We start from the raw sequence: 26,251 nt of genomic DNA, 5'->3' as shown, positions 1-26,251 counted from the left end.
CCCGGGTGGGCCAGGACCGGATACGCTCGCGCCGTGGCTGAAATCCAGATTCCCGCTGACATGAAGCCCGCCGACGGCCGTTTCGGCGCGGGCCCCTCCAAGGTGCGTACGGAGGCGCTGGACGCCCTGGCGGCCACCGGCACCTCCCTCCTCGGTACCTCCCACCGCCAGGCCCCGGTCAAGAACCTGGTCGGCGAGGTGCGCCAGGGCGTGGCCGACCTCTTCTCGCTGCCCGAGGGCTACGAGGTGATCCTGGGCAACGGTGGCTCCACCGCGTTCTGGGACGTCGCGACGCACGGCCTGATCGAGAACAAGTCGCAGCACCTGAACTTCGGCGAGTTCTCGTCGAAGTTCGCGAAGGCCGCGAAGCTCGCCCCCTGGCTGGCCGAGCCGACCGTCATCAGCAGCGACCCGGGCACCCACCCGGACCCGCGCGCCGAGGCGGGCGTGGACGTGTACGCGTTCACGCACAACGAGACCTCCACGGGTGTCGCCGCCCCGATCAAGCGGGTGGCCGGCGCCGACGAGGGCTCCCTCGTCCTGGTGGACGCGACCTCCGGCGCCGGCGGTCTGCCCGTCGACATCACCGAGAGCGACGTCTACTACTTCGCCCCGCAGAAGTCGTTCGCCTCGGACGGCGGCCTGTGGATCGCCGCGTTCTCGCCCGCCGCCCTGGAGCGCGCCCAGCGCGTCCACGCGAGCGGCCGCCATGTGCCCGAGTTCTTCTCGCTGCCGACGGCGATCGACAACTCGCTGAAGAACCAGACGTACAACACCCCGGCCCTGTCCACCCTGTTCCTGCTCAACGAGCAGCTGAAGTGGATCAACGGTCAGGGCGGTCTGGCCTGGTCGACGGCGCGTACGGCGGCCTCCTCGAAGGCCCTGTACGGCTGGGCCGAGGACTCCAAGCACGCCTCCCCGTTCGTCACCGACCCGGCCAAGCGCTCGCAGGTCATCGGCACGATCGACTTCGCGGACGACATCGACGCCGCCGCGGTCGCCAAGGTGCTGCGCGCCAACGGCATCGTCGACACCGAGCCGTACCGCAAGCTGGGCCGCAACCAGCTGCGCATCGCCATGTTCCCGGCGATCGACCCGGCGGACGTCCAGGCCCTGACGGTCTGCGTCGACTACGTCATCGAGCAGCTCTGAGCGAGTAGTTCGGGCGCCCCGCGAACCGGAGCGTTCAGGCGTTCCGCAAACCGGGGCGTTCGGCGCCCCGCGAACCGGAGCGTTCAGGCGTTCCGCGAACGCGGTCGAGGGCCCGGCACCCCGGTGGTGCCGGGCCCTCGCGCGTCCCCGGGCGATCGGCGGCCCCGGCGCGGCCGATAACCGCCCTATCTCGTGCGGGCCCTGGTCCCTACCATCCAAAGCGATCCGGCGCGCTCCGCACCACGGCCGGACCGGCCCGCAGGTTTGACATGTTCATGTCTCAACTAGACATGGGCGCTCGGCTGGACTCCCCACATCCACGCAAGGCCACCGACAACCGATCGGAGCATCATGCCCGGTGCATTTCTCGCAGGCGGCGCGACCGCGGCGTTAGTCGTCTCCTCGCTCCTCACCCAGGCGGCCCCGGCCGCGCCCTCCGGCATCGTCGCGCCGCCCGACAAGATCGTGATCGAGGTCGCGACCGTCAACGGCTCCGGCTGTCCCCTCGGCACCGCGGCGGTCGCCGTCGCGCCGGACAACACCGCCTTCACCGTCACGTACAGCCAGTACATGGCGCAGGTGGGGGCCGGCTCCAAGCCCACCGACTTCCGCAAGAACTGCCAGCTCAACCTGATCGTGCACGTCCCCTCGGGCTTCACCTACGCCGTCGCCAGCGCCGACTACCGCGGCTACGCCCACCTGGAGCGCGGCTCGAACGCCACCCAGAAGGCCTCGTACTACTTCCAGGGCTCACCCGACACGGCGAGCAGAACGCACCCGTTCAACGGCCCCTACGACGACGACTGGCAGGCCACCGACTCCACCGACTGGGGTCAACTGGTGTGGGCCCCCTGCGGGGTGAAGCGCAACTTCAACATCAACACCGAGCTCCGCGTGAACGCCGGCACCTCGGATCCGAAGACCAACAGCTTCATGGCGATGGACTCCACCGACGGGGACATCCAGACCATCTACCACCTGGCCTGGAAGGAGTGCCCGCAGCAGCGCTGACCCGCACCCCGCCCCACCCGTCCGCACCCGGCGCGGGCCCGCACCCGGCGGTCCCGCGCCGAGGTCAGGCGCGCCGCCCGCGTCCCAGCATCCGCTTCGCGCCCACGCCGAGCGCGGCGGCGCCCGCCACAACCATCGCGCCGAGCACGAAGTTCCCGTTGCCGCCGGCGTCACCCGAACCGGTGGAACTCCCGCCCCCGTGGGGCGACTTGGCCCCGCCCTCCGTAAGAGGGACGCGGGCCACCTCGCTGTCCGCGCCCTCGGAGCCGACCATCAGGGCGGTGCCGTCCGTGGTGTACGTCACCGATTCGGACTGGCCCTGCACGGGCGTGCCCGGTACCGCGTGCCAGTCGCCCAGCGGTTCGGCCCCGCCCTTCCAGGCGTATTCGGCCAGCGCGAAATAGCCCCGCAGCGCCAGTTTCGTACCGTCGGGCGAGAAGGCGCCGTCGGTCACCCACGGCACCTCGCCGACCCGCCGGAAGACGTTCGGGCCGGCGGTGGACAGCGTCGCCGGTCCCTCGTAGAGGCCGCCGCCGCTCTCCCGTTTGGAGGCGATGTAGACCCGGCCGGTCTTGGGATGGACCATCAGCGCCTCGGCGTTGCGCGGCCCGTCGGCGTACCGCACGTCGTACTGCGTCGCCTTGACGGTCTGGTCCTCGAGCCGGGCCGGTTCGGGGAAGCGGTAGATCCAGACGTGGCTCCAGGAGCCGTCCAGGTTGTCGCCGATGTCGCCGACGTAGAGGTCGCCGTCGGGTCCGAGCGAGATCGCCTCCACATCGCGCGGCCGCCCCACTCCCGTCAGCGTGATCCGCGCGAGGGTGCGCCCCGTCTTCCCGTCGACGGCGTAGACGTAGGCGCCGTCGCCGCTGTCGTTGTGCGTCCAGTAGACGCCCGGGTGGGCACGGCTGGCGGCGAGGCCGCTGGACTCCTTGATCCGGGGATCCTTGATGGTGAACCCGCCGTCATCGGCGGCGGCCGGCCCCGCCGCACACACCAGGACGAGCCCGGCGGCCCCGCACACCCTCAGAAGCGAACGCATGCCCCCAGTGTCCACGGCCCGGTTCGCGACGCCGGGGTGTCCACCGTCACGTCGCCGTCGGCCTACCGATCGGTAATGATGGCCTCCATGCGTTTTCTCTTCGTCGGCGACTCGATGACCATCGGATGCCCCGGCGACTTCACCTGGCGCTACCGCATGTGGCGCCACCTCGAAGCCTCCTTCGACGGCCCGTACGAAATCGTCGGCCCGCGCACCGCGCTGTACGACCCGGCGGCCGGGGCGCCCGTGTCGCACGCGTACGCGTCCCCCGACTTCCCGCCCGCCGCCCGCCGCCACCTCGCGGGCTGGGGCGAGGGCTGGCTGCACATGGCGCCGCTGATCGGCCCCGCGGTCGCCGAGAGCCGGGCGGACGTGCTGCTCGTCTCGCTCGGCCTGATAGACCTCGGCTTCTACACGGACGCCGCCCAGACCGCCGCGAACGTGCGCGCGTTCGTCGAGGCCGCCCGCGAGGCCAACCCGCGCGTCCACATCGTGGCGCTGCCCGTCATCCCGAACATACGGGCCGAGCAGGACGCTCCGTTCGCCGCCGAGGTGGACCGCTTCAACGTGCTGCTCGCCAAGGCGTTCGCCGATCTCGACACGGCCCTCTCGCCGCTGCTGCTCGCCTCGGTCCCGGAGTCCTACGACATCCATCAGGACACCTACGACGGTACGCACCCGGGCCCGAGCGGCGAGCACAAGCTGGCGGCCGCCTTCGCCGACGCGCTGCACGGCGCCTGGGAGCTGGGCGCCCGCTACGCGCTGTAGGAGGCCCAGTCCCGGACCGCGAACCGGCTTCCCTCGCGCCGCACTTCGAAGGCGCCGGGGCCGCCGAAGTGGGCGGGCACGACGAGTTCGCGTTCGTCGGCGGCGCGCTCCAGGACGCGGCGTCGGGTGGCCGCGGCCTGCTCCTCGTCCTCGCAGAAGCAGCTGTTGCAGGACGGCTCGACGATCTGTACGGGGCTGTGCAGCAGATCGCCGACGAACACCGCCCGCTCGCCGCCGGAGGAGAGCCGCAGCACGGAGGAGCCCGGCGTGTGCCCGGGCGCGGCCTCCAGGACGAGGTTCTCGTCGATGCGGTACGCGCCCTCCCACAGCACGGCCTGCCCGGCTTCGACGACCGGCGCGACGCTGTCCTCGAAGAGGGCGATGTCGTCCACGCGCAGATCGCGCCCGTTCGCCGGGTCGAAGTGGGCGTGGTCGGCGGCCGGCATCAGATAGGTGGCCCGGGGGAACGCGGGCTCCCATGCGCCGGGGCCCCGGCCCACCGTGTTCCAGCCGACGTGGTCCGCGTGCAGATGTGTGTTGACGACGACGTCGACGTCCTGCGGCCGGACCCCCGCAGCCGCCAACCGGGCCAGGAAATCGGTGTTCCGGTGGTGGAACATCGGCATGCTGGGCCGCTCGCGGCCGTTGCCGACGCCGGTGTCCACGAGCACGGTCCGCCCGGCGCTGCGCAGCACCCATGTCTGGAGCGCCCCGATCCACCGGTCGGCGTCCGGCTCCCAGAAGTGGGGGGTGAGCAGTTCCTCGTTCGCCTTCCACGTCTCGATCCCGGCGTCCGGCACGATGGCGCGCGCCGGCCCGAACGCGCCCTCCCACTCCATGATCCGGGTGATCTCGACCTCGCCCAGGGTGATGCTCCGCATGGCCCCGCCGCCTCTCGCTCGTTCGCCGTCGCCACGACTCTAGGCAGCCGGGAATGAGCCGCTCAATGCGTCTTCTTCTCATCCGGATACGCGAGCGTCTCACCAAGGTGTGGGACAGGCGTGGGGCTTCCTTAGGCTGGGCCCATGGATCTGCTGAGCGACGCGATCGTGGCGGTGCGGGTGGGCCGCCCGTCCTCCACCAGGCTGCGGGTGGGCGGCCGTTGGTGTGCGCGGCTCGACCCGTACGAGGGCGCGGGCTTCCACGTCGTCCTGGAGGGAAGCTGCTGGATGCTGACCGAGGGAGGCGCGGCCATCGCCCTGAACACGGGCGACGCCGTGCTGCTCCCGCACGGCAGCGGGCACGTCATCGCCGACCGTCCCGCAGACGGACCCACCATCGAGCGCGCCGTCGACTTCGCGCACTTCTCGCGCACGGCATCCTTCGACTCCGGCGCCGATACGGAGCTGCTGTGCGGCAAGTACCGGCTCGACCGGCGCCACACCCACCCGCTCATGGCCGACCTTCCGGACGTCGTCCACATCCCCCGCCAGGCGGGCCGCCATGACGAACTCCGGGCCGCCATCGCCCTGTTGGGGCACGAGGCCGCCTCCTCGCGGCCGGGTGGCGCCATCGCCCTGCCGAGCCTGCTGGACCTGCTGCTCGTCCATCTCGTACGGGCCTGGATGGCGGACAGCACCACCGCGCGCTGGCCGGCCGCGCTGCACGATCCGGTGGTCGCCGCGGCCCTGCACGCCCTGCACGAGGACCCCGCCCGCGGCTGGAGCAACGAGCGCCTCGCCGCCCATGTGGGGGTGTCCCGGGCCACGTTGGCCCGCCGGTTCACGGCGCTGGTCGGGCGCGCCCCGATGGGATATCTGACGTGGTGGCGGCTGACCCGGGCCGCCGCCCTGCTCCGCGCGACCCCGGACGGCCTGGACGCCATCGCCCGGCACGTCGGCTACAGCACCCCGTACGCCCTGTCGCACGCCTTCAGCCGGCAGTACGGCACGACGCCGGGGCGCTACCGCGCAGGCCTCACGGCTGGATGACGAGCTTGCCCCGGGTGTGGCCGCCCTCGCTCAGCTCCAGGGCCTTGACCGCGTCGGCGAGCGGGAACGTCTCCGCGTGGCGGATCCGCAGCCGGCCCTCGACGGCCAGCCGGGCGTGGGCCTCGTAGTACGGCTTGGGGTCGGGGGTGCCGTCACCGCTGAAGACGACCCCGAGCTCGGCGGCGCCCGTGTCGGCGATGGTGACGATGCGGGAGGTGGTGCCGCCGCGCAGCGTGATCGAGTCGGGCAGCGCACCCTTGCCGGCCGCGTCGTACACCGCGTCGATGCCCTGCGGGGCGACCTCGCGCACCCGCTCGACCAGGCCTTCTCCGTACGCGAGCGGGATGGCGCCCAGCTCGCGCAGGAAGGCGTGGTTCTCGGGGGAGGCGGTGCCGATGACCGTGGCGCCCCGGGCCACGGCGAGCTGCACGCCGACCGAGCCGACCACGCCGGCGGCGCCGTGGATCAACAGGGTTTCCCCCTCGGCCAGTTCGAGCTGGTTCAGGACCCGCTCGGAGGTCTCGCCGGCCACGGGCAGCGCCACGACCTGCTCCCAGGAGAGCCCGGCGGGCTTGGCGACGATCTGGGTGGCCAGGGCGTACTCGGCGTAGGCGCCGGTGTCGGCGTGCCCGAACACCTCGTCGCCCACCGCGAACCCGGTGACGCCCTCGCCGAGTTCGTCGACGGTGCCGGCGACCTCAAGGCCCGGGATCGCGGGGAAGGTCACCGGGAACTGGTGGCGCATCCAGCCGTTGCGGATCCGGTAGTCGACCGGGTTCACGCCCGCCGCGGCCACCTTCACCCGCACCTGGCCGGGGCCCGGTCGCGGCTTGTCGGCCTCGCCCAGGGCCAGCACCTCGGGTCCGCCGAACCGCTCGTACAGAATCGCTTCCATCACCACTCCTCGTCTCGCTCACCACGCCGTCCTCGGCGCCGTGGACCAAGCCTCCGCCGCCACCGGCCCCAATCCGGCCCGCCTTACGGCCAGTTCGACCTGGCCGCACGGCGGGGCGGCGGACAGCGGGGCCGACCGTACGCTGGAGCGATGGAGCCCCGCACGAGCCGCATCGCCCCCCGCGCCGGTACCGCGACGACGCCCGCCGTCTTCGCCCTCGCCCGCGCCGCGGAGCTGGTGCGCGGACCGATGAACGAGATCCTGCCGACCCTGTCCGAGGCGCTCGCCCCGCTCGTCGCGCACACGGTCGCCGCCGAACTGTCGGGGCAGTGCGCGCACTCGCCGTTCAAGGTGCACGGCGAGGACGGGACCGCCCGGCGGGTCACCGTCGCCGACCTCCAGGAACTCGGGCCGCGCGTCACGCCCGGCCACCCCTGGCAGGGCACGGCCGTGGTCGGTGGCGAGGAGCGGGCCGTGGTGGCGGTCGCCAGCGAGGCCGCCCCGATGGCCGCGCGGCCACCCCTGCTCGTTCTCCTGCGCACCTCGCCCTCGGGCGTGCTGACACCGTCCGAGGCGGAGATCGTCCAGCATCTGTGGGACCTGGTGACCGGGCACCGCCACCGCCTCACCCTCGAGGCGGTGCCGGGCGCGGTCGCCCAGTCGCGTTCCACCGCCGCCGAACGGGCCCGGGTGATCGCCGAGTTGGGCGAGGCCCACGAGGCCGCGCTCACCGCCCTGCTCGGGGTGTTGCGCAGCAAGGCCCTGGAGGACCGGGCGGCCCGCTCGCGCGCCGTCGACCTCGCGGTGTCGGCGCTGGTCGCGCTGCGCGCCGAGGCCGACCGGAACCAGGAGCTCACGGAGGAGCCGGCCGCGGAGGCCTTCGCCCGGCTCGCCGACTCCCTGAAGCCGCTCCTTCGCCACAGCGAGGTGTCCCTGGAGTTCGCGCCGCCGGAGGCGGAGACCGCCGAGACGTCGGTCGCGGCGGACGTCGCCCACCTCGCCCGCGCCGCCGTCCGCGCGCTCGTCCTCGCCATGGCCGGCCAGCGAGGGGTGCGCCGCATCCACGTCCGCTGGCAGCTGTCCGGCTGCCAACTGGTCGCGTCCGTACGGGACGACGGGCCGGGCGAGCTGTCGCGTTCCGCGCTCGACACCCACCGGGTGGCCCAGCGCCTGGCCGCCCTGGGCGGCACCCTCGCCGTGGACGCGCTGCCCGGCTGGGGCACCACGGTCACCGCGACCCTGCCGCTGGGCACCGCGCCGAGCCCGCGCGCCGACCCGCTGGCCGGGCTGCATCCGCGGGAGGCGGAGGTGCTGGGCCATCTCGCCCAGGGGCACCGCAACCGGACGATCGCCGAGGAACTGCACATCAGCGAGTCGACGGTGAAGTTCCACGTGGCGAACATCCTGGCCAAGCTGGGGGTGAGCTCGCGCGGCGAGGCGGCGGCGATGCTGCACTCGGTGGCGTGAGCGCCTGACACCCGAGGAGTGGCGTGACCCCTTGACGCCCTGACGCCCTGACGCCCGAAGAAGGGTGCCGTCCCCGCCGGTCGTGGTTCGGGGCCGTTGTCAGTGGCGGGTGCCAGACTCGATCGCGTGAACGAACGGTGGGCGATCGAGGCGACCGAGGGCGGCGGGGCACGGCTCGCCCCCCTCGGCGACGACGGGCTGCCCGCCGGCCCGGTCCGCGAGGAGGCCGACCTGGCAGCGGCCGTCCGCAGCCGCCCCGACGTGGGCCGCTGGGTGTGGCGCTCCACCACCGCGATCTACCCCAGGCTGCTCGCCGCCGGCGCCCGGGTCGAGCGGTGTTACGACATCGAGGACGCGGAGCTGCTGCTCCTCGGCCACGAGGGCCGGCACGGCGAACCCCGCTCGGCGGCCGCCGCCTGGGCCCGGCTGCACGACAGACCCGTACCGGCCGATCCCGCGCCCAGGGCGGCCGAGCCGGGCTCGCAGTCCTCCCTCTTCGAGCCCCGGGAGGCCGCGGGGCTGCCCCTTGAGGCGCTGCTCGAGGTGTACGCGGATCAGCAGCGCCGGCACGACCTCGCCGAACACCCGGGGCGGATGCGGCTGCTCACCGCGTCCCAGTCGGCGGGGATGCTGGTCGCCGCCGAGATGAACCGGGCGGGGCTGCCCTGGCGCGCCGATGTGCACCGCGCCGTGCTGCACGGTCTGCTCGGCGAGCGCTATGCGAGCGGTTCGCCCCGCACCGGTGGCGGGGGCGAGCCGCGCCGACTGGCCGAGCTGGCCGACCAGGTGTCGGCGGCGTTCGGGCGTCGGGTCCGACCGGACCTGCCGGCCGATGTGGTCAAGGCGTTCGGCGAGGCCGGCTTCCGGATCAAGTCGACCCGGCGCTGGGAGCTGGCCGCGCTCGACCACCCGGCGGTGGAGCCCCTGATCGAGTACAAGAAGCTGTACCGGATCTGGACCGCGCACGGCTGGAGCTGGTTGCAGGACTGGGTGCGCGAGGGCCGCTTCCGCGCCGAGTACACCCCGGGCGGCACGGTCAGTGGCCGCTGGACGACCAACGGCGGCGGCGCGCTCCAGATCCCCAAGGTGATACGGCAGGCCGTCGTCGCCGACGCGGGCTGGCGCCTGGTGGTCGCCGACGCCGACCAGATGGAGCCCCGGGTGCTCGCGGCGATCTCCCGCGACCCGGGTCTGATGGAGGTCGCGGGCCATGACGGCGACCTCTACACCTCGCTGTCCGACCGGGCCTTCTCCGGCGACCGTAACCACGCCAAACTGGCGCTGCTCGGCGCGATCTACGGCCAGACCTCGGGCGACGGCCTGAAGAACCTGGCCGCACTGCGCAGACGCTTCCCGCTGGCGGTGGCGTACGTGGACGACGCGGCGAAGGCGGGCGAGGAGGGCCGGCTCGTGCGCACCTGGCTGGGCCGTACCAGCCCGCCGGCCGCCGGCGCGGGCGAGGCCGACGAGGCGGGCATCCCGCAGGACCAGGATGCCCAACTGCCGGGATCCGGCGGGGAGTTCACTTCCGGTTACGCGTCCAGCGACGCCCGGGCGCGCGGCCGGTTCACCCGGAACTTCGTGGTGCAGGGCAGCGCCGCGGACTGGGCGCTGCTGCTGCTCGCCGCGCTGCGCCAGGCGCTGACCTCGGGCGGGCTCCGGGCCGAGCTGGTCTTCTTCCAGCACGACGAGGTGATCGTGCACTGCCCGGCGGAGGAGGCGGACGTCGTGGCGAAGGCGATCCGCGAGGCGGGCGAGCTGGCGGGACGCGTCGCCTTCGGGGAGACCCCGGTGCGGTTTCCGTTCACGACGGCGGTGGTGGAGCGCTACTCAGACGCGAAGTAGCCGTGCGGCGCGGTCAGGCTGAGGTGGCCGATGCGGGCCGGCACCGGTACCGCCAGGGGCGCAAGGAACTGCGCGCCCAGCCCGCCACGGTCCGCAGCCAAGGCCCCTGGGGCTCCGCCCCAGACCCCGTTCGCGCCTAAAGGGCGCTCGTCCTCAATCGCCGGACAGGCTGAGGCGCCGGCCAGCACCGAGCAGTTAGGGGCGCGAGGAACTGCGCGAGAAGCGACCACGGCCCGCAGCCAAAAGCCCCTGGGGCTCCGCCCCAGACCCCGATCGCGCCTGAACGGCGCTCGTCCTCAATCGCCGGACAGGCTGAGGCGCCGGCCAGCACCGAGCAGTTAGGGGCGCGAGGAACTGCGCGAGAAGCGAGCACGGTCCGCAGGTTCGAGAGGGTTTCAGGGGCGCGGGGAACTGCGCAAAAAGCGACCACGGCCCGCACATGACCGGGGGTTTCAGGGGCGCGGGGAACTGCGCGAAGAGCGAGGCGGGCCGTACGGTTGAGGCCCGCGCACAAGCGCCCCGCGCCGCCCCGCGCCCCCGGCTCACTCCCCCCCACCCCACCCCGCATCAAGCGCAATCCCCCTCAACTCGTCCAGGCTGACCGCCGGCTCCGCCCGAGTCGCCGCCTTGTTCTCGTTCCCGGTGTTGCTCGCGAAGACCACCACCCGGAACCCGTCGGGACGTACGGTGTCCGCCGTCCACGTGACGACCCCCGCACCCCCCTTCTCACCCGGCGCCTTCTCCAGGCCGACAATCGTGCCGTCCGGCAGCGTCGAGGTCTCGCCCCTCGGGGAGACGTCGGACATCCCGCGCTGCACATTGATCTGCACGAGGCTCTTGCCCCGGCCATCGTCGACCACGGCGAAGGCATACCCGTCCTGGTTGCCCTTCTCGACGACCTTGAGGTGCTTGCTCGCGGGGAGCAGGGCCAGGAACCGCTTCTGGATCACGTCGCCGGAGAGCGAGCCCGCGCTCGTCCTGCCCGTCTTCACGGGTACGTCCAGCGCGTCCGCCACCGACAGCCACCGGTCCGAGGTGACCAGCGCCTTCATCTGTTCGGCCGTGAGCGGCGGGGTGTCCCGGGTGGTCGCACCCCCCTTCTCGGCGGCGGCGTTCCATTCGCTCGCATCGATCAGAGCGCCCTTGGGGGTGAGCAGGACGGCCCGCCACAGCTTGGTCGGCTCGTGCCGGTCGGGGTACTCGTAGCCCCGCAGCAGCATGTACCGGGAGCCGTCGGCCAGCTTCTCGGCCGTGCAGGAGTCGTAGTCCACGAACGCCTTGGCGGGGCAGCTCACCTGCTCCCCGCTGGACGGGTCGGCCGGATCGACCCTGCTCACGCCCAGTGCGATGCGTCCGGCGCCCTTGCCGTCGTCGAAGACCGCGGACACCGAGGCCATGGACGCGGCGCCCGGCTTGCCGACGCCACTCGGGTCCCCGGGACCGCTCCCCCGCTCCTTGGACACCGTGCCCGGCGGCAGCAACGACTTGAAAAGCGTGACCAGTTGCTCGCCCCGGACGTCCGCGCCCGCGAGCCGCGTCGGCTCGGCCGGCTCCGTCGGCTTCGACGAGGCGGCCACGGCGGCTCCCCCGCCGCCGTCGCCGAACGCCCCCACGGCATACCCGCCGCCGAGCCCCACCGTGGCGAGCGCGAGCACGCTGCCGGTGACGGCGGCCGTGCGGCGCCGGGCCAGCCGTCGCCGGCCCCGGACCAGGCCGACCTCCACGATCTCGCGACGGTCACCGAGTTCGAAGCTGTCCCCGGTGTGGCGCATGGCCTCGCCGAGCCGATCCTCAAAGGGCATGGGGAACCACACCTTCCTGTTCTGGTAGCTGGACACACGGCGTGCGATGTGCGGCAGGTGGAGCGAGCTGTTCGGCGTCGCGGCCGCCAAGTGCCGCCCCCCGCGCGGCACTTGGCGTACACCGTCAGGGCGAGGCGTACTCGGGGAGTGATCCGCCGAGCCGCTCGCGCAGCTTGGCGAGGGCGCGCACCGAGCGGGTGCGGACCGCGGCCGAGCTGACGTTCATGGCGTCGGCCGTCTCCTCGATGCTGCGGTCCTCCCAGTAGCGCAGCACGATGACCGCCCGGTCCTTGGGCGAGAGCTGTCCGAGCGCGTCGAGCAGGGCGACCCGCAGGGCCGGGTCCGCGCCGGTGGCGGTCGCGTGGTCGGGGAGGTCACCGAGCGGCCGTTCGGTGGCCGAGCGGCGTCGCCGGTGGGTGAGGAAGGTCCGTACGAGCACGGTCTGCGCATAGGCCGCGGGGTTGTCGATGGTGGCGACGCGCCCCCACAGCGTGTACATCCGCCCCAGCGTCTCCTGCACCAGATCCTCGGCGAGATGGGTGTCCCCGCTGGTCAGCAGGCATGCGGAACGGAAGAGCTGTCCCGCGCGCCCGGACGCGAACTCGATGAACTCCTCCGCGCGGGGCGACCGGCCCACCCCTTCCGGTCCCCCCTGCACCCCCCGCCACGGCTGTCTCACGAACCGCCCCGCCCCCGCCCGCTCATTCGCTCTCCCCCCTACACCCCTATGACGCGTCGGGCCCTCCATGATGTTTCACCCGACTTCGCCGAGTCGACCGCGGGGGCCAAACATGAAACTTGTTCACTTTCCATTGACAGGAGCCGCCCCCGAGCCCAAAAGTTCCCCCATGACGCCGCTGCCGCCGCTGCCCGCCTTCCCGCCCGGTTTCCTGTGGGGCGTGTCCGCCTCCGCGTTCCAGATCGAGGGCGCGGTGCACGCCGGGGGCCGGGGGCCCACCACCTGGGACGCGTTCACCCGGGAGCCGGGCCGGATCAAGGACGGCTCCGACGCGGACGTGGCCACCGACCACTACCACCGCTACCGCGAAGACGTCGCGCTCATGGCCCAACTGGGCGTCGGCGCCTACCGGTTCTCCATCGCCTGGTCCCGCGTCCAGCCGACCGGCGAGGGCCCGGCCAACCGCCAGGGCCTGGACTTCTACGACCGTCTCGTCGACGAGTTGTGCGCCGCCGGGATCGCCCCCGTCCCCACCCTGTTCCACTGGGACACCCCGCTCGCGCTCGAGGAGCGCGGCGGCTGGCTCGACCGGGACACCGCGCACCGGTTCGCCGCGTACGCCGCGCTGGTGGCGGAGCGGCTCGGGGACCGGGTGCCGCGCTGGATCACCCTCAACGAGCCCGCCGAGATCACCCTCCTCGGCTACGGGCTCGGCGAGCACGCCCCCGGAAAGCGCCTGATCTTCGACGCGTTGCCGGCCGCCCACCACCAGCTGCTCGCCCACGGTCTGGGGGTCGAGGCGCTGCGGGCGGCCGGGGCGCGCGAGATCGGCATCGCCGCCTCGCACAGCCCGGTGTGGACGGCCGGGGACAGCGAGGAGGACCGCGCGGCGGCCGAGCTGTACGACACGCTGATGAACCGCCTGTTCGCCGACCCGATCCTCACCGGCGCCTATCCCGAGGGCTGGGCCGAGCTGATGCCCGGCCCGGTCGCCGAGGACCTGTCGGTCATCTCGGCCCCGCTCGACTGGTACGGGATCAACTACTACAACCCGGCGCTGGTGGGCGCGCCCGAGCCGGACGCCGTGACCAGCCTCGCCGGGATCGCGCTGCCGCCGGACCTGCCGTTCGGTCTGCACGAGATCGAGGGTCACGACCGCACCGACTTCGGCTGGCCGGTGGTCCCGGACGGCCTGCGGGAACTCCTGGTCACCTTCCGCGCGCGCTACGGCGACGCACTGCCGCCCGTCCTCATCACCGAGAACGGCTGCTCGTACGGGGACGGCCCCGACCCGGCTTCGGGGGGCCGGGTGGCCGACACCCGGCGGATCGCGTACCACGACGGCCATTTGCGCGCCCTGCACCGGGCGATGGCGGAGAGCGTCGACGTGCGCGGCTACTTCATCTGGTCGATCCTGGACAACTTCGAGTGGGCGGAGGGGTATCGGCAGCGCTTCGGCCTGGTCCACGTCGACTACGAGACGCTGACGCGCACGCCGAAGGACTCGTACGCCTGGTACCGGGACGTCGTGCGGGCAGCGGGCAAGGGGCCCGGCCGGGCCGACGCGGGCGAGGAGGTCGGCGAGGGCCCGGCCGGGGAAGCCCGGTGACGGCGGAGCCCGGGGCCAGAGCCTCGGGCGCCACGGAAGAAGAGGCCGGGCGGGCGCCCGGGGGTCGCTGGGTGGGGGCTCTTTCGCTGGCCAACCTGGGGGTGTGGGTGGGCTGGTTCGGCCCGCTGCAACTGCTCCTGGCCCGCCAGGCGGAACACTTCACGCCCGCCCACAAGGCCTCGACGCTCGCGCTGGTGACGGGAGTCGGGGCCGCGGTGTCGATGGTGGCCAACCCGGTGTTCGGCGCGCTGTCCGACCGTACGACGGCGAAGGTGGGGCGCCGGATTCCGTGGGTCGTGGCGGGTGGGGCGGGCGGGGTGGCGGGCCTGCTGGTGCTGGCGTGGGCGCCGAACGTGGCGGTGATGACGGCGGGCTGGTGCCTGGTGCAGCTGGCCTTGAACGCCTCGTTCGCCGCCCTGACGGCCGCCGTGCCCGATCAAGTGCCTCATCAATGGCGCGGGTTGGTCGGCGGCTGGCTCGGCGTGTCCCAGGTGGGGGGCATCCTGGTGGGCACGGCCCTGGCGACGGCGGCCGGCGGCCTCACGGCCGGTTATCTGGCCTGCGCGGCCTTCTCCCTCCTGGCGACGCTCCCCTACATAGCGATGCGCCGAGACTCGCCCCTGCTGCCCGCTGAGCAACCTCCCTTCGTCTGGCGGGAGTTCCTGGCCCGGTTCTGGATAGACCCGCGCCGCCACCCCGACTTCGGGTGGGCCTGGCTGACCCGGTTCCTGATGAACCTCTCGTACTCGATCAGCACCATGTACCTGCTCTACTACCTGACCGACGCGGTCCACTACGCGGGCGACGCGGACACCGGGGTGCTCATCCTCACCGCCCTGGACGCGGTCACGCTGCTCGGCACGGTGGTGATCGGCGGCATCTGGTCGGACCGTACGGGCCGGCGCAAGGTCTTCGTCGTCTGGTCCGGGCTCCTCATCTCGGCGGCGACCCTGCTGCTCGCGGTGTGGCAGACCTGGACCGGCGCGGTGGTCGCCTCCCTCGTGCTGGGCGTCGGCTACGGGGTGTACACCTCCGTCGACTTCGCCCTGCTCACCGATGTCCTGCCCAGCGCCGCCGACCACGGCCGCGACCTGGGCGTCATCAACATCGCCAACGCCCTCCCGCAGGTCCTGGCCCCCGCGGTGGCCGCCCCCATCGTGACCCACCTGGGCGGCTACGGAACCCTGTACGCCCTGGCGGGGGTGATCGGTCTCGCCGGGTCCGGGTTGGTGGGACGCATACGGTCGGTGCGGTAGGCGGCACGGCCGTCGGCGCGGAGGTCCACCGAGCCGTCCTTCCGGGCCCCGGGCGCCGAAGGGTTGGCCGAAAGCCGCGCCGGTTGACCGTCCGCGCCGGTGGCTGTCCGCACGCGGTGGCGAGAGCTGCGGCCGGCTCCAACAGCCACAACGGCCGGTCACCCAACTGACGGCGCGTCACCAACAATTGGAGTTAGTAGCCACTGGCAACCATGAGCGTCCGACCGCGGTCAATTGGAAATCGCTTACATGGATCTTTGATCGACTCCCTGCGGGCCCGCTACGGGGACGTGTGACGAACCGCCATACCCAGGAAGAGCGGGAACATGTACACTCGCCCGAAGATTGAACCTAGTGGATTCCACCGCACGGGTCTTGACGGAAAGTCAGGGCCGTGACGAGATCCACTTGACCAATTCATATCCACTTCGTGGTGTGGTCATGGTTCGTAGTGGTTCAGGAGCTGGTCGGGGGGCTGGTGTAATGGCGGCTACTGCATGCGACGTCGTCGAATCGATCGGCATTGCCGGATCGATCGACCCAGACCGCTTTGAATGCCATGTCGTGCAGGGTGGAGAGGTTCCCAGGCAGGCGTACAGAGCGGGCCTGCCAACGCTCTCCCTCGCACGGGCCATCCGGGACATGCTGCCGCTACGCAGCAGACCAGCGCATCTGTTGACGGACCGCCAGGTGGCTGCACCTCGCGTCCGGGGCCGACATCCTGGCGATGTCGAATACCTCATCCTCCACGGCAGTGCGGCTGCACGCCCGCGCGCCGATTCCGGCAGATCCTGACCGATCACGAGAACTGGCTGACCATCACCGCAAAACGGAACTCGCCGGATATCTGGTGATGAGAAATGCCGTCGCCGACACCCAAGTCCTTTGACGAGCACGTTCATTGACTAGGTTGTGTCCTATGCTACCCGAGGAAAACTGGTGCCGCAAACCTTGCCTGCCCCTAGACGGCCAGTGGGCGATTCTGAGCCAACGGTCCCCACTCTCGATGAATTGGACCACTGCATTATTCACGCCCTGCGTATCGACGGCAGGGCGCCGTTCAGTCGAATCGCCGAAGTTCTGGGCGTCTCCACACAAACAGTCGCCCGTCGTTATGGGCGGCTGAGCAGCGAGCTGTCGCTCCGCGTCGTCGGGGTGGTGAATCCGCGGCAACCGTCGGCCGGGAAGTGGATTCTGCGGCTCACCGCCAGCCCGAACACCGCGCAGAATGTGGCGCAGAGTCTGGCCCGCCGGGACGACACCGCCTGGGTGCGGCTCATGTCCGGGGGAACCGAAATCTGCTTCGTCATGAACTCCGCGGCGCACCATACGCTGCTGTTCCGCGAAATCCCCCGGGTGGCCAGCATCGCCGAGGTGTCGGCGCACCGCCTGCTGCACACCTATCTCGGCGGACCCACCGCATGGCAGGGGCACACCGCCGCCCTCACCGACGGGCAGCAGGAACAACTGCGCCGCACCTGCGACGCGGTGGACACCCCCGACGAGCCCAAGTTCCGCGCGTCCCTGCCGCAGGCGGACTGGCATCTGCTGGCCGCGTTGCAGCGTAACGGCCGCATCAGCTACACGGACCTCGCCGCCGAGACCGGACAGTCCTCCTCGACCATCACGCGCCGACTCGCCGCATTACAGGCCGGCGGCATGCTCACCTTCGACGTCGAGATCAGCGCCGAGGTGTACGGCGTCACCACGCAGGCCCTGCTGTGGATGTCGGTCGCCCCCTCGCACCTGAACCAGGTGGCGAACACCCTGATCCAACACAAGGAACTGGCCTTTTTGGCCTCAACCACCGGGCCCACCAACCTGGTTGCCCTCGTCCTGTGCAGGACGCCCAGTGAACTGCACGAGTACCTGGCCCATCGCCTCAGCGCGCTGGACTCCATCCGGATGCTGGAAACGAGTCCTGTCCAAAGGACCCTGAAAACCTGTAGCCCGTTCCTCCAGAGTGCACAGCACCCTCAGGTGTAGCAGTTCGCCCTGATGCGGGTTCGGAGCCTCATCAGCCGATGAGTCCAAAGTCTCCGCATGGTGCGAAATGTCGCCATCGGATGCGGCGCCCGCCGCGGCCCAAGCCGGACTTCCCCCGGCTGAACTCCGGCAAGTTCAGCCAGGGAAACGGCGGTGAAGTCTCACCTATTCGTGAAGGAATTGAGGAGTTCACGAATAAGAAAAGTGAGCGGCCGACCTCTCGACAGCCCGTGGTTATCCGTGGTTGTAGACAAGGTCGGCGATGCGCTCGGCGAGCATGATCGTCGTCAGGTTGGTGACGCTTGAGGGCAGGTACGGAATGATCGAGGCGTCCACGACACGCAGGGCGGTGAGTCCGTGCACGGCGCCACGGGAGTCCACGACGGCCCGGGGCGAGTCGGCGGCGCCCATGGGGGCGGTGGAGGTGGGGTGACCGTAGATGGAGAGACTGGATTCGATCACCCGGGTCAATTCCGCATCGCCGTCGGGCAGTTCGCTCGGCATCAAAAGCCCGCCGAGTGACGGGGCGAGCGCCGGGTCGCGGGCCAGATCACGGGCGATGCGTACGCCTTCGAGCATGCGTCGGCGGTCGCGCTCGGTTCCGAGGTAGTTGTGGTCGATCACGGGCTGGGCGAGCGGATCGCGGCCCGAGAGGCGCACCGTGCCCTGCGCCTCGGGAAGTGCGAGGGCCGTGGCCAGGGCTATGACGCCGCCCGGGGGCATGAACGGCGCCCCGTTGGGATGCACGGCGACGACGTGCAGGTCGAGTTCGCCGTCCGCGGCCTCGCTGGAGGCGGTCCACAGGAGTGCGCCGAGGGCCGGCGTCATCTCTCCTCGCCCCGGGGCGAGCGCATGGACCGCGGGGCAGAACGGATGGTCTTGCAGGTGTCGTCCGACGGGCAGGTCGGCGAGGGTCTCGATGCCGAGCGACGCCAGTTCGCCGGCGGGGCCGATGCCGGAGCGCAGCAGGATCGCCGGGCTCGCGTAGGTCCCGGCGGAGAGGATCACTTCGTGGGCGTGGTGCGCGGTCCCGTCGGCGGTGACCACTCCGGTCGCACGGTCACCGCGGAACAGGACCCGGTCGACGGTGACGCCACCGTGCACCGTGAGGTTCGGGCGGGCGCGCACCTCGGCGGTGAGGTAGACCAGCGCGGTGTTCTGCCGGACCCCGTCGAGCACATTGACCGCGAAGGCTCCGACGCCGTCCTGCTCGGCACCGTTGAAGTCGTTGATCCGCTTGTGGCCGCGGGCGACCGCGGCCTCGATGAAGCCGCGATGTGCGGGGGTCAGCTCGGCGTCGGTCAGCTGGCGCACGGGCATCGGCCCGCTCCGCCCGTGGAACTCGTCCTCGCCGGTGGGGGTGTTCTCCAAGGCGCGGAAGTACGGCAGGACGTCGGCGAAGCTCCAGTCGTCGAGCCCGTCCTCGGCCCAGCGGGCGAAGTCGCGGGCGCGGGCACGGAGCGCGGCGCCGGCGTTGACGGCGGAACTCCCGCCCATCACCTTGCCGCGCAGGGCGACCATGGAGGGGCTCAGCCGCCCGCCCCGCGAGGCGTATCCCCAGTCGTGATCGAGGTCGGCGATGCGGTTGGCGTCGAGCAGCGCGTCGGGGTACCGGGTGGGGCCGTAGTCCGGCCCGGCCTCCAGCAGCACGACGCGCCGGTCGGGGTTCTCGCTCAGGCGGGCCGCGAGCACCGCGCCGGCCGACCCACCGCCGACGATCAGGACGTCGGCCGGTTCGACGGAGTGGGACAAGGTAGGACCCTTTCGATCGCGCGGGAGGGGGTGGGAGCGTCCCGGTGGTTGTGCCGCAGCGGGCGCCAGCGGAGCGCACTGCGGCACAGCTGTGAGTGTTGAGGTGAGCGTGGCCGGAATGACCCGTCAGTCGCGGCCGTTGGCGACCGGGATGTCGTTGCGGATGACGCCCTTGTTGCGCATGAGGAAGTCGGCGAGGTAGCCGTCGTGCGGTACCGAGGGATCCATCCAGTAGGTGGGCCGGTCTCCCAGGTACAGGTTGCTGATGGTCGGCTCGTCGAGCAGCCGGTCGATCAGCCGGGTGTCGTGGGTCATCGCGTTGAGCACGAGCGTGTTCTTCAGCGGGTCGATGCCGGCCTCGGGCGTCCACGGCGCGATCCACACGCAGGGGAACGGCAGTTCCACGCCCGCCTGGGGCGACGCCGGATCGTCGAGTTGGTGGACGGCGGGCAGCAGCGCGGCGCTGCCGTCCCCGAGGTCGCCCACGATGCCGTCGCCGCCGAGCCAGGCCCGGGTGCCCGCCGCCTTCTTGAGCAGGTACGTTTCGATCGCCCTGGCGGCCGCGATCGGCTGTACCGGGAGTACGGCCTTGTCGTCCTCGGGCGGCAGACAGGGCATCGTGGTGGACAACCGTGCCGCGACGGCCTCGGCGAGCGGGGCCGGGTCGCCCTCCACGAAGACGGCTGTCGTGTTCACGCATCCGGTCCCGCCGTGGCCGCTGATGGAGGCGACGATCACGTCCAGGTGCTCGCGCCAGTCCACATCGGCCGTGATGAGGATCTTCGACCGGCCCGGCCCCTGCGGCAGCACGGTGGCGGCCTCGCCGTACTTGCGAGTCACCTCCTCGCCGCCGTAGACCATCCCCAGGTCGGCGCCGCGCAGAATGGCGTCGGCGCCGGCGTGGTCGGTGGGCAGGAGCACCACCTGGTCGTCGGCGAATCCCGCGCTCCGCAGTGCGCCGACGAGTCGGTGCGGGGTGAAGGGATCGCGGCTGGACGGGCGGACCGCGACGCGGTAGCCCAGCGCCAGTGCCTCGGGCCAGATGCTGTGGGTGCCGGGGTGGTTGCCCGCGGCGTGCACGGCGAACACGTCCGCGCGCCTCGTCCACACCGCGTGCCCGGTCCGGGTCAGCGGATCGCGCCAGGTGTCGGCCGCGCCGCGCGGCCGCGCGCACTGGACGCTCGCATGCGCCTTCGCGACCCGCTCGGCGACCGTCGTGGTCGCCGTGACGACGGAGGAGATCGGGACTCCGCCGACGCGGCTGACGGCGTACTGGTACTCCTCGACGGTCAGGCCGTCGATGGTCGCGGTCGCGAAGAGCGCGGCCGCACGGATCATCGCGTCGGCCCGTTCGTCGGCCGACATGCGGCTGCCCCGGCGCAGCGCCGCCATGGTGCGGTTGACGTAGAGCGGCGGTACGAGGCTCAGTTCGGCGAGGGCGGTGCCCGCCACGTCGGTGATCGTCTGTCTGTTCCTGGTGCGGAAGGCGCCCGTTGCACCGAGCGCGGGCAGGTCGATCATTTTAGTAGACCCCCTCGATGACGGCCTCGTCGTCGAAGACCGCGACGGTGGCGATGTCGGCGACCGAGTCCCCGACCAGGCCGTTCACCTGGGGGATTCGCGTGGCAAGGTCGCGTTCCAGGTTGCTGGGCAGCAGGAAGGACTTGCTGACGTGGTTGACCAGCACCCGGCCCCGCTCTCCGTAGGCCACCGGCTCAAGGCTCTTCGGATCGACGACCGTGAAGGTGACGTAGGGGGAGAACGAGTCGAAGACACAGGGATCGTCGACGGAGATCCCGGCCCGCTCGCCAGCGACCCCGATGATCATCGTGCTTCCGTACTCGCCGCACAGCGCGACCTCGGGGAAGACTTCGGTCTTGAACAGGTGCCGGGAGTCGGCGTCCATCTGGGTGCCGCCCCATCTGATGCACTTGACCCGCTCGTTCACCAGGGAGACCAACTTCTCGTCCCTGGACAGCCGTTCAAGGAGCGGCGGGGTGATGGTGAGCAGACCGATGTCCTGGGTCCGCAGGACGTCGGCGGCCTGGTCGATGAGGTGCTGGGCGTACGCGTCGACCTGCCCGAACTGGCCCTCGGCTATGAGCCGCTTCACCCAGCGGGGATCGAGGTCGATCGTGAAGCCGTGGCGACCGTGGGTCACGGCGTGCTGCCGGAACAGGGTGCCCACGACGTGCGGCCCGGTCGGGATGATGCCGAGCCAGTTCCCGCCGCGCGGCACGCCGTGGCGGTCCAGGTTCGCGTTGCTCCAGCTCACCATGCGGTCGAGCCAGTCCCGCATCAGAACGACCCGCTTCGGGGCGCCGGTGGTGCCGCCGCTTTCGAAGAACCCGACCACGTCGGGCCTGGTGCCGTAGCCCCTGGGGACCAGGTCCTCGCCACGGACGTCGCGAAGCTCCGCCGCCAGGTTGGGGAAGAGCCGGAGGTCCTCGTACGTCTTGACGTCGGCCCGCGGATCGAAGCCGAGCGTGGCGGCCCGGTCCAGCCAGAACGCACAGCCGGTCTCGGGATTGAAGTGCCACTCCATGGCGGCGCGGAGGTAGTCGTCCGGATCGGGCTGGACGTCGAACGGAAGATCCAGGATCTGTTCTGCGCTGAGAGGCATGGTCTCTTCCTCAGGAAAAGGGTCGGGTGGGTCCGGGCACTACGGCCCAACCGCCGGGGCGGTCAACCGGGTTGCGCACCACGGGAGTTGGCCGTAGGTGCGGCGGCTACGGTTGCAGTCGGCTCGTACGCCACTGGAGCGGGCCGCGGTCATAGCGCAGCCTGCGGTGCAGCCGATCCGAGCTCGCGGACCAGAATTCGACGACGGCGGGCTCCAGCCGGTAGCCGACGAAGAACTCCGGCCGGGGCTGGGGCGCTCCGGTCCGTTCCAGGCGGCGTGCCCGCACGCGCAGGGCCTCGACGTCCTCCAGCGGCTCGCTCTGCTCGGTGACCGTCGACATGGCGTGCAGCGGAGTGGGCCGGGCGGACCACAGGGCGTCCGACTCGGCGTCGGGCAGGAGCACCACGGGACCGGAGATGATGATCTGCTGGCCGGTCTCCCGCCAGTACAGCAAGCCCGACGCCCACCCGGTGGCGGCGAGTTCGCGTCCCTTCTGGCTACAGCTGTGGCTGGTGAACACCAGGCCGGCGTCGGTGACTTCGGTGATGGCGATCGTCCGGTTGGAGGCGCGCCCTCGGGAGTCGGCGGTGGCCAGCGCGAGTGCGGCCGGCTCGCGGACTCCGCTCTCCCGTGCCCGGTCGAGCCAGCTCCGCACCAGCGGGAGAGGTTCCGAAGGCGGCTGGTCGTACTCGGGGAAGGGCAGGTCGACCTTCCCGCTGAGCGACTCGAATTCACTGGCGGAGACGAGGAGTTCGCGCTCAGACATGGAGCCTCCCCTCAGCGACCACGGCGGCGTGCCCGCCGACGTGGACCGAGTGGATCGACTCGCCGGTCCCCTCGGCGGTCGCCCTCATGACCGAGGAGCGTCCCATCTCCACGCCCTGGGTGATCTGGATCTCCTGCCCGTACTCGGCGAACCCGTGGCGGGCCAGGTGGATCGCGAGGGGCCCGGCGGCGGAGCCGGTCGCCGCGTCCTCGACCACGCCGTAGGCGGGGGAGAACATCCGCATCTGCCAGCCGTCGCCCGCCCTGGCGAAGCAGTTGGCGGCCATGTCGGGGAAGCGCGAGAGGGCGCGGTGGTCCGGGTGGAGCGCGGACAGCGCCCCCACGTCGCTCAATCCCACGAACACGTGGCGCGGCCCGTTGTGGTAGATCTCGACCGGGGCCGTCGACGTCTCGACCCCGAGTGCGGCCAGCAGGTCGGCGCCGAGGTCGTAGGGCTTCGAGCTGGGAACGGGCTGCCGCATCCGGACCCATGCGGCGCCGTCGCGGGTACTGAGCTCGAACGGGATGACGCCCATCGCGGTCTCCAGCCGCAGCCTGTCGCGTTTCCAGGTCCGGCCGAGCGCGTGGGCCGTGCCGAGCATCGGGTGCCCGGCGAAGGGCAGTTCGTTCACCGGGGTGAAGATCCTGATCCGTGCGTCGCCGCCCTGTTCGGCCGGCAGCACGAAGGTGACCTCGGAGAGGTTCATCTCCTGCGCGATGCGCTGCATCGTCTCGCCGGTCAGGTCCTCGCTGTCGAAGAAGACGGCGACCGGGTTGCCCCGCAGCGGTTCGCGGGCGAAAGCGTCTACGACCATGTACTGGTGCATTATCGGAGCTCCGTGACGTGTGCCGAGGTTGTTGAGGGTTCGGCGGAGAAGGCGAGGCCGAGCGCGTCGATTCCCTCGGCGACCGCGGCGACGTCGAAGGCGCTGCGGTGGTCGGGGGCGTACCCGATGAGCTCGGCCGCCCGGTTGGGGGGCAGCGGCTGATCGGCCGGGACGTCGGAGTCCCACCACATGACCGCGCCCCAGCGGCCGCGTTCACGGTCGGCGATCCACAGCTTCAGGCGCAGTCCCCTGACCTCGTGCCAGGGCTCGACGGAGTCCCGCAGATCCCTCTCCAGGGATTCGATGGTCTGGTGGGACCTGGCCAGGTCCCACCAGACGACATCCACTCTCATCGGCCGAGTACCCCCTGTATCGCCTCGCGGATGATGCGCGGGCCGTCGACGGTGAGCACCGACTCGGCGTGGAACTGAACCGATGCGAAGCCCGGCCCGCGCAGCGCGTTCACCTCGCCGCTCTGCTCGTCCCGGCTCACCTCGACCACACCGATCCCTTCGACGGTTCGTCTGCCGACCGCGCTGTGCGCGGCGAACGTGTTGTAGAAGCCCACGCGTTCACGCAGTCCGAACAGGTCGATCTCGCGCTGGACGCCCTGGTTGGGTACCTCGCGGCGGTGCAGGTCGAAGCCGAGCTTCATGCTGAGTACCTGGTGGCTCAGGCACACGGCCAGCATCGGCCGGTGACGGGCCAGCGCGGTGTCGACCGACTGCCGCAGCTTGGCGATCTTGGGGTGGGAGGCCATCCGCGGATCTCCCGGGCCGGGGCCGAAGACCGTGAGGTCGTAGGCGGCCACGTCGTACGGCTCGTCGAAGCGGCGGACCTCCACGCACAGCCCCAATGACCGCAACTGCTGGTCGAGCATGGCGGTGAAGGTGTCCTCCGCGTCCACGACCAGGGCCGTCGCGCCGTCCAGCGGAGTCCCGGCCGGCCGGCGCTCGCACCTGTCCCGGAGCCAGAACCCCGCGATCCTGTCGTTGCGGCGGTCCAGTGCGGCACGGACCTCCGGGTCGGCCGCGTAGCCGGAACACGGGTCGGACTTGAGCGCGTTGAGCAGGGTCGCCAGCTTGGCCCGGGTCTCGGCGGCCTCGGTCATCGGGTCGGAGTGGCGCACCAGGGTGGCCCCCACGGAAATGTTCATCCGGCCGCCGGGATCGATGTCGGCCGTCCGGATCAAGATCGCCGAGTCGAGGGTCTGCCGTCCCGCCGCGTCCCGTCCGATCAGCGCGGCGACCCCGCTGTAGTAGCCGCGTCCGTTCGGCTCGTGGCGCCAGATGACCTTGGCGGCGCTCTCCAGCGGGCTCCCGGTGACCGTGGGGGCGAACATCGTCTCGTGCAGAACCTCACGCACATCGCGGTTGGTCTTGCCCTCGATCAGGTACTCGGTGTGCGCGAGGCGCGCCATTTCCTTCAGGTACGGCCCGTGGACGCGCCCCCCGTCGTCGCACAGCCGGGCCATCATCTTCAGTTCCTCGTCGAGCACCATGTAGAGCTCGTCGGTCTCCTTGGTGTCGGCGAGGAACTCCATGACGCCCTGCAAGGTGGGGCCGCCGGACGGATACCGGTAGGTGCCGCTGATCGGGTTCATCACGGCCGCGCCCTCGGCGAGCGAGATGTGGCGCTCCGGTGTCGCCCCGACGAGGGTGTTGCGGCCGGTGTGGATGATGAAGGTCCAGTAGGCCTTCTCCTCGCGCTCCAACAGCCGCCGGAAGAACGACAGGGCGCTGGTCAGGGAGTAGTCGCCGATGTCCGCGACGAACGAGCGCTTCATCACGAAGTTGGCGCCCTCGCCGGTGCCGATCTCGTCGGTGACGATCTGGCGCACCATCTGCGCGTACGCGGCGTCGTCCACGTCGAAGTGCCCGTCGGCCAGCTCCGTAGGGGCCTGTGGGAAGCGGGCCAGCGCTTCGGCGACCGGCACGGTGTCGCGAGCGGTGAGGCTCATCGCCAGCAGGGGCGTGGCGTCGTCCCGCGCCGCGAAGCCGCGGTCGGCCAGCTGCCGGTAGGGGACGAGCACCAGCGTGTCGAGTGCGGGGCCCGGCACGGAGTCGTCGGCCAACGGGATGTCGTCCAGCGACTTGTACTCGGTCACCGGGCCCGTCAGGACGTCGAGCGTGCCGGCGCAGCCGCTCTCGGGGCGGTGGATGATCGCGAAGGCGGGCACTTCCAGCGCCAGGACGTGCTCCAGCAGCGCGCTCATGCGAGCACGTCCTCGGACCTGACCACCATGGCGCAGGACCGTGCCGCGTAGGCGAGGGTCAGCCTGTGGTGGGCCGCGGAGAAGTCACCGAGCGCGTCGGCGACCAGGAAGGGCTGGACGTCGTTGGAGAACGCGTCCAGAGCCGTCGACAGCACACCGATGTGTGCGTAGACGCCGCAAACGATCAGCTGGTCACGCTGGAGAGCGCGCATGCGCTGGAGCAGCTCCGACTTGAAGAACGCGCTGTAGCGCCACTTCGTGCTCAGCCAGTCCTCCGGGTCGGGTTCGAGTTCGGGCACGATCGCGCGTTCGGCCTCGTCGGTGCGCATGCCGGGGCCCCAGAAGTCCTTGAGGAGCCCGCGTTCCTCGTCCGTCATGCTGCCGGGCTGAGCGGTGTAGGCCACCGGCACTCCCAGCGCCGCGCAGCGCTTCTTGAGGTCGGCGACGGTGTGCACCAAGGTGCTGCGCATGCCGTCCTCAAAGGGATTGAGGAAGTAGCTCTGCATGTCGTGGATGAGGAGCACCGCCCGATCCGGGTGGACGGTCCAGCGCACGGAGTTCTCCGGCAGCGCATGACTCGGCGGCAGACTGTAGGGCGCGATCGGTGGTATTCCCGTCATCAAAAGGCT

General features: G+C 71.4%; 22 protein-coding genes. 9 read left to right on the top strand and 13 right to left on the bottom strand.

Going from position 1 to position 26,251, the window contains the following annotated elements; translation table 11 throughout:
- The first annotated feature begins 33 nt into the window (after positions 1 to 33).
- Both serC and DWB77_RS21315 read left to right on the top strand, forming a co-directional pair.
- Positions 34 to 1,152, top strand: coding sequence for a phosphoserine transaminase (gene serC / locus DWB77_RS21320; protein ID WP_120722764.1), 1,119 nt, complete (start codon positions 34 to 36; stop codon positions 1,150 to 1,152).
- 351 nt (positions 1,153 to 1,503) lie between these two features.
- A complete protein-coding gene (locus DWB77_RS21315) occupies positions 1,504 to 2,163 on the top strand; it encodes a DUF4360 domain-containing protein (RefSeq protein ID WP_120722763.1) in 660 nt (219 codons plus the stop codon).
- Positions 2,164 to 2,227: 64 nt separating this feature from the next.
- On the opposite strand, the gene DWB77_RS21310 is transcribed toward DWB77_RS21315, so the two are convergent.
- The gene (locus tag DWB77_RS21310; protein ID WP_120722762.1) at positions 2,228 to 3,202 is read right to left on the bottom strand and encodes a WD40 repeat domain-containing protein; all 975 of its coding nucleotides are present in this window, start codon (positions 3,200 to 3,202) and stop codon (positions 2,228 to 2,230) included.
- Positions 3,203 to 3,289: 87 nt separating this feature from the next.
- Here DWB77_RS21310 and DWB77_RS21305 point away from each other — a divergent pair, with 87 nt between their 5' ends.
- Complete coding sequence (locus tag DWB77_RS21305; protein WP_120722761.1) at positions 3,290 to 3,970, top strand: GDSL-type esterase/lipase family protein; 681 nt, start codon at positions 3,290 to 3,292, stop codon at positions 3,968 to 3,970.
- Here the strand turns inward: DWB77_RS21305 and DWB77_RS21300 are convergent.
- Entirely contained in the window at positions 3,958 to 4,851 is an 894-nt protein-coding gene (locus DWB77_RS21300) for an MBL fold metallo-hydrolase (RefSeq protein ID WP_120722760.1), read from the bottom strand. The genes DWB77_RS21305 and DWB77_RS21300 overlap by 13 nt on opposite strands.
- Positions 4,852 to 4,995: 144 nt before the next feature.
- Between DWB77_RS21300 and DWB77_RS21295 the strand changes: the two genes are divergently transcribed.
- Positions 4,996 to 5,901 (top strand): AraC family transcriptional regulator, encoded by a 906-nt coding sequence (locus DWB77_RS21295; protein WP_120722759.1) that lies wholly within the window; start codon positions 4,996 to 4,998, stop codon positions 5,899 to 5,901.
- Here the strand turns inward: DWB77_RS21295 and DWB77_RS21290 are convergent.
- Entirely contained in the window at positions 5,888 to 6,796 is a 909-nt protein-coding gene (locus DWB77_RS21290) for an NADP-dependent oxidoreductase (protein WP_120722758.1), read from the bottom strand. The two genes, DWB77_RS21295 and DWB77_RS21290, sit on opposite strands and share 14 nt — an antisense overlap.
- Before the next feature lie 150 nt (positions 6,797 to 6,946).
- On the opposite strand from DWB77_RS21290, the gene DWB77_RS21285 reads away from it, so the two are divergent.
- Both DWB77_RS21285 and DWB77_RS21280 read left to right on the top strand, forming a co-directional pair.
- On the top strand, positions 6,947 to 8,263 hold the full coding sequence (locus DWB77_RS21285) for a LuxR C-terminal-related transcriptional regulator (protein ID WP_120722757.1): 1,317 nt from the start codon (positions 6,947 to 6,949) through the stop codon (positions 8,261 to 8,263).
- Positions 8,264 to 8,389: 126 nt separating this feature from the next.
- Positions 8,390 to 10,108, top strand: a complete 1,719-nt coding sequence (locus DWB77_RS21280) for a bifunctional 3'-5' exonuclease/DNA polymerase (RefSeq protein WP_120722756.1) — start codon at positions 8,390 to 8,392, stop codon at positions 10,106 to 10,108.
- 542 nt (positions 10,109 to 10,650) lie between these two features.
- Here DWB77_RS21280 and DWB77_RS21275 read toward each other — a convergent pair.
- Complete coding sequence (locus DWB77_RS21275) at positions 10,651 to 11,910, bottom strand: hypothetical protein (protein WP_120728066.1); 1,260 nt, start codon at positions 11,908 to 11,910, stop codon at positions 10,651 to 10,653.
- Positions 11,911 to 12,034: 124 nt separating this feature from the next.
- Positions 12,035 to 12,547 carry a SigE family RNA polymerase sigma factor gene (locus DWB77_RS21270; RefSeq protein WP_246033595.1) on the bottom strand — a complete coding sequence of 171 codons (513 nt, stop codon included), beginning with the start codon at positions 12,545 to 12,547 and terminating at the stop codon, positions 12,035 to 12,037.
- Positions 12,548 to 12,758: 211 nt separating this feature from the next.
- Here DWB77_RS21270 and DWB77_RS21265 point away from each other — a divergent pair, with 211 nt between their 5' ends.
- The 3 genes from DWB77_RS21265 to DWB77_RS21255 all read left to right on the top strand — a co-directional run bounded on the left by DWB77_RS21265 (position 12,759) and on the right by DWB77_RS21255 (position 17,440).
- A complete protein-coding gene (locus tag DWB77_RS21265) occupies positions 12,759 to 14,198 on the top strand; it encodes a GH1 family beta-glucosidase (RefSeq protein ID WP_120722754.1) in 1,440 nt (479 codons plus the stop codon).
- Positions 14,195 to 15,454: an MFS transporter gene (locus tag DWB77_RS21260; RefSeq protein ID WP_120722753.1), complete on the top strand. Its 1,260-nt coding sequence runs from the start codon at positions 14,195 to 14,197 to the stop codon at positions 15,452 to 15,454. Before DWB77_RS21265 ends, DWB77_RS21260 begins: the two co-directional genes overlap by 4 nt.
- Before the next feature lie 1,011 nt (positions 15,455 to 16,465).
- A complete protein-coding gene (locus tag DWB77_RS21255) occupies positions 16,466 to 17,440 on the top strand; it encodes an Lrp/AsnC family transcriptional regulator (RefSeq protein WP_246033593.1) in 975 nt (324 codons plus the stop codon).
- Positions 17,441 to 17,674: 234 nt separating this feature from the next.
- Here the strand turns inward: DWB77_RS21255 and DWB77_RS21250 are convergent, their stop codons facing one another.
- From DWB77_RS21250 to DWB77_RS21215, 8 genes are all read right to left on the bottom strand, one after another.
- A complete protein-coding gene (locus DWB77_RS21250) occupies positions 17,675 to 19,192 on the bottom strand; it encodes a GMC family oxidoreductase (protein WP_120722751.1) in 1,518 nt (505 codons plus the stop codon).
- A gap of 126 nt (positions 19,193 to 19,318) precedes the next feature.
- A complete protein-coding gene (locus DWB77_RS21245; RefSeq protein WP_120722750.1) occupies positions 19,319 to 20,713 on the bottom strand; it encodes an aldehyde dehydrogenase family protein in 1,395 nt (464 codons plus the stop codon).
- Position 20,714: 1 nt separating this feature from the next.
- Complete coding sequence (locus DWB77_RS21240) at positions 20,715 to 21,815, bottom strand: phenazine antibiotic biosynthesis protein (RefSeq protein WP_120722749.1); 1,101 nt, start codon at positions 21,813 to 21,815, stop codon at positions 20,715 to 20,717.
- A 106-nt stretch (positions 21,816 to 21,921) separates the two neighbouring features.
- The gene (gene phzG / locus DWB77_RS21235; protein WP_120722748.1) at positions 21,922 to 22,581 is read right to left on the bottom strand and encodes a phenazine biosynthesis FMN-dependent oxidase PhzG; all 660 of its coding nucleotides are present in this window, start codon (positions 22,579 to 22,581) and stop codon (positions 21,922 to 21,924) included.
- Complete coding sequence (locus DWB77_RS21230) at positions 22,574 to 23,395, bottom strand: PhzF family phenazine biosynthesis protein (RefSeq protein ID WP_281280016.1); 822 nt, start codon at positions 23,393 to 23,395, stop codon at positions 22,574 to 22,576. The genes phzG and DWB77_RS21230 overlap by 8 nt, the downstream gene beginning before the upstream one ends.
- An 11-nt stretch (positions 23,396 to 23,406) precedes the next feature.
- A complete protein-coding gene (locus tag DWB77_RS21225) occupies positions 23,407 to 23,760 on the bottom strand; it encodes a hypothetical protein (protein WP_120722746.1) in 354 nt (117 codons plus the stop codon).
- Complete coding sequence (locus tag DWB77_RS21220; RefSeq protein ID WP_120722745.1) at positions 23,757 to 25,622, bottom strand: anthranilate synthase family protein; 1,866 nt, start codon at positions 25,620 to 25,622, stop codon at positions 23,757 to 23,759. The genes DWB77_RS21225 and DWB77_RS21220 overlap by 4 nt, the downstream gene beginning before the upstream one ends.
- Positions 25,619 to 26,242 carry an isochorismatase family protein gene (locus DWB77_RS21215; RefSeq protein ID WP_120722744.1) on the bottom strand — a complete coding sequence of 208 codons (624 nt, stop codon included), beginning with the start codon at positions 26,240 to 26,242 and terminating at the stop codon, positions 25,619 to 25,621. Before DWB77_RS21215 ends, DWB77_RS21220 begins: the two co-directional genes overlap by 4 nt.
- Positions 26,243 to 26,251 lie beyond the last annotated feature (9 nt).

Origin of the sequence: Streptomyces hundungensis (assembly GCF_003627815.1) — a bacterium.
In the GTDB taxonomy this organism is placed as follows: domain Bacteria; phylum Actinomycetota; class Actinomycetes; order Streptomycetales; family Streptomycetaceae; genus Streptomyces; species Streptomyces hundungensis_A.
Note: the sequence above shows the minus strand (reverse complement) of the source record. Positions and strands in the feature narration are given on the sequence as shown.